Origin of the sequence: Globicatella sanguinis NBRC 15551, assembly GCF_001552295.1 — a bacterium.
Lineage (GTDB): Bacteria > Bacillota > Bacilli > Lactobacillales > Aerococcaceae > Globicatella > Globicatella sanguinis.
In genome coordinates this window covers 32,875-39,488 of the sequence record NZ_BCQX01000002.1, presented here as the reverse complement: position 1 = coordinate 39,488, position 6,614 = coordinate 32,875, and the positions used below count along the sequence as shown (strand labels likewise).

The 6,614-nt window shown below is 36.5% G+C and carries 6 protein-coding genes; all 6 read right to left on the bottom strand.

Annotated elements, in window-relative coordinates; translation table 11 throughout:
• Window positions 1-130: 130 nt before the first annotated feature.
• Window positions 131-685, bottom strand: a complete 555-nt coding sequence (locus tag GSA01S_RS00345) for a LemA family protein (RefSeq protein ID WP_066123507.1) — start codon at window positions 683-685, stop codon at window positions 131-133.
• Window positions 686-780: 95 nt separating this feature from the next.
• The gene (locus tag GSA01S_RS00340) at window positions 781-1,692 is read right to left on the bottom strand and encodes an ABC transporter ATP-binding protein (RefSeq protein ID WP_066123504.1); all 912 of its coding nucleotides are present in this window, start codon (window positions 1,690-1,692) and stop codon (window positions 781-783) included.
• On the bottom strand, window positions 1,685-2,743 hold the full coding sequence (locus tag GSA01S_RS00335; protein ID WP_066123500.1) for an ABC transporter ATP-binding protein: 1,059 nt from the start codon (window positions 2,741-2,743) through the stop codon (window positions 1,685-1,687). Before GSA01S_RS00335 ends, GSA01S_RS00340 begins: the two co-directional genes overlap by 8 nt.
• Window positions 2,744-2,754: 11 nt before the next feature.
• Window positions 2,755-3,678 carry an ABC transporter permease gene (locus GSA01S_RS00330; RefSeq protein ID WP_066123497.1) on the bottom strand — a complete coding sequence of 308 codons (924 nt, stop codon included), beginning with the start codon at window positions 3,676-3,678 and terminating at the stop codon, window positions 2,755-2,757.
• Window positions 3,679-3,680: 2 nt separating this feature from the next.
• Window positions 3,681-4,607, bottom strand: a complete 927-nt coding sequence (locus tag GSA01S_RS00325; protein ID WP_066123493.1) for an ABC transporter permease — start codon at window positions 4,605-4,607, stop codon at window positions 3,681-3,683.
• A 254-nt stretch (window positions 4,608-4,861) separates the two neighbouring features.
• Complete coding sequence (locus GSA01S_RS00320) at window positions 4,862-6,475, bottom strand: peptide ABC transporter substrate-binding protein (protein WP_066123490.1); 1,614 nt, start codon at window positions 6,473-6,475, stop codon at window positions 4,862-4,864.
• Window positions 6,476-6,614: the final 139 nt, after the last annotated feature.

Here is a 6,614-nt window from a genome sequence, read left to right as displayed (position 1 = left end):
CCCGCAAAAAAGGAGAGGAAAGAGGGCAAACTTCACTCTGAAATTTGTTCTCTTTCACCTCTCCTATTTTAGGGGTCTAAATAGACACACTAAAATGAACATCATATCCTTCCATTATTGGAGATTTGCTCTAAAATTCTACCTTTGGTGCTACACGAGCTTCTTCTGGTGTTTCTAAGAACACTTTCTTAGTAAAGCCATGAACACCCGCAACGATATTGTTAGGAATTGTTTCAATCTTAGTATTATACTGATTAATGCTGGAGTTATATAACATTCTAGCTTTAGCAATTTTATCTTCTGTATCGGTTAAGCTACGTTGCAATTCAAGGAAATTAGTGTTTGCCTTTAAATCCGGATAAGATTCGGCTACTGCTAATAAACGAGATAAAGCACCTGTTAATGCATTTGAGGCCGCATTTATTTGTTCGGGTGAAGCATTCGCGACATCGATTAATTGTTGACGTGCTTTGATCACAGAGTCTAAGGTTTCTTTTTCATGAGCCGCATATCCTTTGACTGTTTCGACTAAATTAGGGATTAAGTCATTGCGTCGTTGTAACTGCACATCGACTTGACTAAAACTTTCTTCAGCCCAGTTTCTTGTTTTAATTAAATTATTATAAATTCCAACCCAAGCTAAGGCAATTAAAACTAAAATTCCTAGTATGATTAAAAATGGCATGGTAAATCAACCTTTCTTTTTTCGTATACCTTAATTATACTTAAACCCATTAAAAATGTCGATTGAAAACACTAAACAGAAGATATTAACACCTTTTATTTTGTCCATGCTTTCAATTGTTCCGCGTCCGCATAGACAAAATGTTCGGGTGATATTTCATATTTGTTTACTTCTCCGGTCGGTTCTTGATGTTGATAAGGCAACCTTTGACGAACACTTTCACTAATCGGATCTGGCTGAGGGACTGCTGATAATAATGACTTCGTATAAGGATGAATAGGATTACGATAAATTTCAGCAGCTGGTCCTACTTCAAGTATTTTCCCAGCATACATCACTGCAATTCGGTCGCTAATATATTTGACCATCGATAAATCATGGGCAATAAATAAATAGGTTAATTGACGTTCTTTTTGTAATTTTTTCAATAAGTTAACGACTTGTGCTTGAATCGAGACATCTAGTGCTGAAATAGGTTCATCTGCGATAATGAATTTAGGTTCTAACGCTAAAGCTCGCGCAATACCAATTCTTTGTCTTTGACCTCCAGAAAACTCATGAGCATAACGGTTTTGATGTTCTTTATTTAACCCTACTGCTTCTAACAATTCACCAATTCGCTTACGACGTTCTGCTTTATTTTTATAAAGTCCATGAATATCAAAGCCTTCACTAATAACTTCTCCAGCAGTCATACGTGGATTTAAGGAAGCATAAGGATCTTGGAAAATCATTTGTAGTTGACGAGCCAAATTTTTCTTATCTTTGGCACTTTGCTTACCACTGACGACTTTCCCATCGAAAGTAATCGTGCCCCCCGTAATATCATAAAGTCCAATAATCGAGCGCCCCGTTGTAGATTTACCGCAACCAGATTCCCCTACAAGTCCGAGGGTTTCACCTTCATAAACTTCAAATGAGATACCATCAACGGCCTTAATCGGTTGTTGACTGTTACCAAAATATTGTTTGAAATCTTTTACTTCTAAAAGTACTTTCTTACTCATTTGTAACGCCTCCTTCTTTTAAGTATCGTTGAATTCTTTTCTGAATCATTTCTGGCACTTCGATTTTAGGTGCTCCTTCAGCCATCAGCCAAGATTTAACGAAATGGTTCTCATTGACTTTAAACATTGGCGGTTCCTTTTCATAATCAATTTTCATTGCATAGTGATTACGTGGAGCAAAAGCATCCCCTTTAGGAGGATTGATTAAATTCGGTGGCGAACCTGGGATAGTATAAAGTTCTTGAGCATCATCATTTTCCAAATCAGGCATGGAACCTAGTAGTCCCCAAGTATAGGGATGTTTAGGATTATAAAAAATTTCATTGACGGTACCGTACTCTATAATTTGGCCCGCATACATTACCGCTACCTTATCGGCAACATTCGCCACTACGCCTAAGTCATGCGTAATAAAGATAATCGAATTGCCATTTTTTTGTTGAATCTCTTTCATTAATTCTAATATTTGTGCTTGAATCGTTACATCTAATGCCGTAGTAGGTTCATCAGCAATTAATAGCTTAGGTTCCACTGCTAAGGCAATCGCGATAACTACCCGTTGTCTCATCCCACCTGAAAATTCATGAGGGTATTGTTCATAACGGCGCTCTGGAAATGGAATGCCGACTTCTTTTAATAACTCTATCGAACGCGCTTTGGCTTGTGCTTTAGAGATATCTTTTTTATGTCGTAAAATGACTTCGGCAATTTGTTTGCCAACTTTCATTGTTGGGTTTAAAGCGGTCATCGGATCTTGGAAAATCATCGCAATATCTTTCCCACGGATATCGCTCATTTGATTTTCGGTTAATTTCAATAAATCTTGTCCATTAAATAAAATTTCTCCCGCATCAAAATGTCCAGGTGGCTGTGGAATTAAACGCATAATCGCATTACATGCTACTGATTTTCCTGAGCCTGATTCTCCTACAATGGCTAAGGTTTCTCCTTTTTCTAAAGAAAAATTAACCCCACGAACGGCTTGAACACGACCCGCAAAAGTTTTAAAACTAATACGCAAATCATTTACTTGTAATAATTTTTCTGTCATATTAGTCACCTCTACTTTCTAAGTTTTGGATCGAGTGCATCACGTAAACCATCACCGACCGCATTAAATGCAAAAATTGTTAATGAAATTAATACCGCTGGAAATATTAAACGCCACGGTGCCGTCATAATGGCTTCGTTTCCTTCTGAAGCCATCGTTCCCCAACTGGCCATTGGCGGTGTCACCCCAAGACCTAAATAACTAAGAAATGATTCCGTAAAGATTGCTGAAGGAATCGATAAGGTCATCGTGACAATAATCGCTCCCATCGCATTTGGAATCAAATGTTTTAGTATCAAGTGAGTGGTATTCGCCCCTAATGTACGCGCCGCTAAAACATATTCTTGGTTCTTGATAGATAATACTTCTCCTCGGACAATGCGAGCCATTCGTACCCAACCTGTTATCGAAAGGGCCACAATCATTGGCATTAACCCTTTATCCATAACAACTAATAGTAAAATAACAATCAATAAATAAGGGACCGCCGTTAAAATATCAGCAATACGCATCATAATATTATCGACACGTCCACCTACAATCCCGGCAATACTGCCCCATAATACTCCGATAATTAAGTCAATAGCAGCAGCTGCTAATCCAATAAATAAGGAAATACGTGCTCCAACCCAAATCCGGACAAAAATATCTCGCCCTAAGTTATCAGTACCAAACCAATGGGTCGCATTGGGTGGCATATTATAATTTTTGGTTTGTTGACTAAAACTAAATGGTGACACCATTGGCACAAAAATCGCCATTAAGGCCACTACAATTAATAACCCAACCCCAAACATCGCTAGTTTATTACGGCTAAAAGTATGAAAGACTTCGCCCCAAAACGATACCGTTTTATTACTTAAAATATCAGTTTGATCTTCAGAAATCCCTACTATTTCAAAATCTTTGGGATTTAATTTTTCTTCATGAGTCATTATTATTCAGCTCCTTCCAACTTAATTCGTGGATCAACCATTACATAAATGATATCCACAATTAAGACCGCGAATAATAATAGAATAGAATAGAAAACAGTGGTTCCCATAATCATCGTATAATCACGGTTATTAATACTAGTAACAAAGTGTTTACCGAGTCCAGGTATCGCAAAAATATTTTCAACAATAAAACTCCCCGTTACCACGCCGGCAGTTAAAGGTCCTAAGTATGTAATAACAGGTAATAATGCATTGCGCAGTGAATGCTTGAAGACCACATTCCATTTTCTTAATCCTTTTGCTCGAGCTAATTTTACATATTCAGATGTATTTTGTTCCAGCATACTAGATCGGACCATTTTGGCCACATTTCCCATGTAACTTAAAGCCATCGCAAATGAAGGCATGATGGTGTAACTAAATCCTTTCCAACCACTTAAAGGGAACAATCCCAATTTCAATCCTAAAAAATATTGCATTAATCCTGCTAAAATAAATGAAGGAATTGAAATTCCTAAGACAGCAATTATAGTTGAAATATAATCACCTAATTTATTATGGTACATAGCAGAAATGACCCCTAATAAAACCCCAAAACCGACTGCTAAAAAGAGCGCCTGGGCCCCTAAGGCTAATGAGATAGGAAATGACTTAAAGATCATATCGTTAGCCGAACGACCTTTATACTTCATAGACTCACCAAAATCAAATTTTAAAATGTTTAATAAATAGTCTTTGTATTGCACATACCATGGATTATCTAAGCCATAGGTTTCATTTAATTGTTTTTCAATCGCAGGCGTTAGTGCTCTTTCACTCGCAAAAGGACTACCGGGTGCAATTCTCATTAAGAAAAACGTTAATGTTATAATGAAAAAAAGTGCAATCAGTATATAAACGATTCTCTTAAAGATATACTTTTTCATCTAATATTCCTCCTTATATTATCAAAAGTTTGCGCCACCGTTTAATAAAGCAACACGAAATGGGCGTAGGCAAGAAGTAGAAAACCGATTGATTTTCGCTTCATATGCCCACCCCCGCACAGTAAGAAGTAGGTATCAAACCAGTCTGAAAAATACCGTTTCACGCCACTCACCTACTGCGCAATGATATAACGATACAAAACTGGACAGAAATTATTAAGTTCCTGCCCAGTCCTTATTCATTCCGTTATATTTTATTCAACTACGACATTTTTCAAATCAAGGTTACCTAATGCATCAGGTTCCATATTTTTAATATTGTCTTTCTTAACTGATAAGTTAGTGTAGTAATACAATGGGATAACTGGCATTTCTTCAATCATGACAGCCTCAGCTTGTTTCAATAATTCTGTACGTTTATCAAGATCAGTTTCTAACTCTGCTTCTTTTAATAATTTAGTATATTCTTCGTTAGACCAACCCGTATCATTGTTACCATTATCTACAGAATCATACATTCCTAAGAATGAAGAAGCATCGTTGTAGTCTGCAATCCAACCTAAACGTCCTACTTGATAATCTAAAGCAGATAATTTATCTAGATAAACTTGCCATTCAGAATTATCAATTTCAGCGTTAATACCTAAATTACTTGCCCAACCTTCTTGGATATATTGCGCAATTGTTGAATGCGCTTCAGACGTATTAATTGAGATTTTTACGTTTAATTCGCTAGGATCTTGTAAGCCTAACTCTTCTAAACCTTTTGCTAAATATTCTTTAGCTTGTTCAAAATCAGCATCTTTGAAGTAACCACGGTCTTCTTCAAATCCAGCAATTGTTTGTGGAACATAACCTAATGCTGGTTCTTGTTCACCTTTTGTAATATTGTCTACTAAACCTTGACGGTCAATAGCTAAAGCTAAAGCTTTACGGATATTCACATTAGACATTACTTCATCGGTTGTATTCACTTTGTACCAATAAATAGCAGCATAGTCAGAGATATTTAATGCTCCATCTGCTTTATAAGTATCAATCGCATCTAATGAAACACTATTATATGGTGATCCTAAGTAATCTAATTCACCTGCTTGATACATTGCATTAGCAGTTGCTTCAGATTCTACCATTTGTACATTGACAGTTTCTAATGAAACATTGTCTGCATCCCAATAATTTTCATTCTTAGTCAATACATAATCACTCGAATGATTCCATTCAGATAAGACGAATGGTCCGTTGGTTACGTAATCTTCACCCGCTTCCATTGCCCAATCAGGGTTCGCTTCTACTACTGCTTGATTAACTGGCATAAAAGTATAGTGCGCAATTAATTCTGGGAAATAAGCTACCGGAGCATTTAATTTAATTTCTAAAGTCATATCATCTAATGCTTTAACACCGACTGCATCCTCTTCGCCTTCACCCGTATTATAAGCTTCCCCTCCTTCAATCACATAAAGTAAGTTCGCATATTCTGATAAGGTTTCTGGATTTAAAGCACGTTTCCATGCAAATTCAAAATCACTTGCTTTCACTGGATCACCATTTGACCATGTCAAGCCTTCACGTAATTTGAACGTATAAGTTAAACCATCTTCACTTACTTCCCAAGATTCAGCCGCTGCTGGCACTGGTTGATTATCTTTAATCGCTGTTAAACCTTCAAAGACGTTTTTAATAATCGCACCTGACGAACTATCGGTTGCAATCCCTGGGTCAACAGTTGGTGGCTCAGATGTCGTTGATAATGTTAAGGTTTGTTCTGCTTGTGCGCCAACTTTGGTTACGAATAATGGAGACATTGCGTTAAATGATAATAGTGCCGTACCTAAAACGGCTGCTTTTTTAAAGAATTTTCTCATTAATGTTTCCTCCTATTTAATATTTATGATAGCTTCATTAAAGATTACCTCTTTAAATGAGATAATACACCAAATAGAATTAAAAATCAAGATGTTTTTTAATTAATTTTTAATTTTCGAAAAAATAAAACCCTGAAAC

Coding starts and splice junctions, on each gene's coding strand:
- GSA01S_RS00345 (WP_066123507.1), bottom strand. CDS start 685: ATGCCATTTTTAATCATACTAGGAATTTTAGTTTTAATTGCCTTAGCT.
- GSA01S_RS00325 (WP_066123493.1), bottom strand. CDS start 4,607: ATGAAAAAGTATATCTTTAAGAGAATCGTTTATATACTGATTGCACTT.
- GSA01S_RS00340 (WP_066123504.1), bottom strand. CDS start 1,692: ATGAGTAAGAAAGTACTTTTAGAAGTAAAAGATTTCAAACAATATTTT.
- GSA01S_RS00335 (WP_066123500.1), bottom strand. CDS start 2,743: ATGACAGAAAAATTATTACAAGTAAATGATTTGCGTATTAGTTTTAAA.
- GSA01S_RS00320 (WP_066123490.1), bottom strand. CDS start 6,475: ATGAGAAAATTCTTTAAAAAAGCAGCCGTTTTAGGTACGGCACTATTA.
- GSA01S_RS00330 (WP_066123497.1), bottom strand. CDS start 3,678: ATGACTCATGAAGAAAAATTAAATCCCAAAGATTTTGAAATAGTAGGG.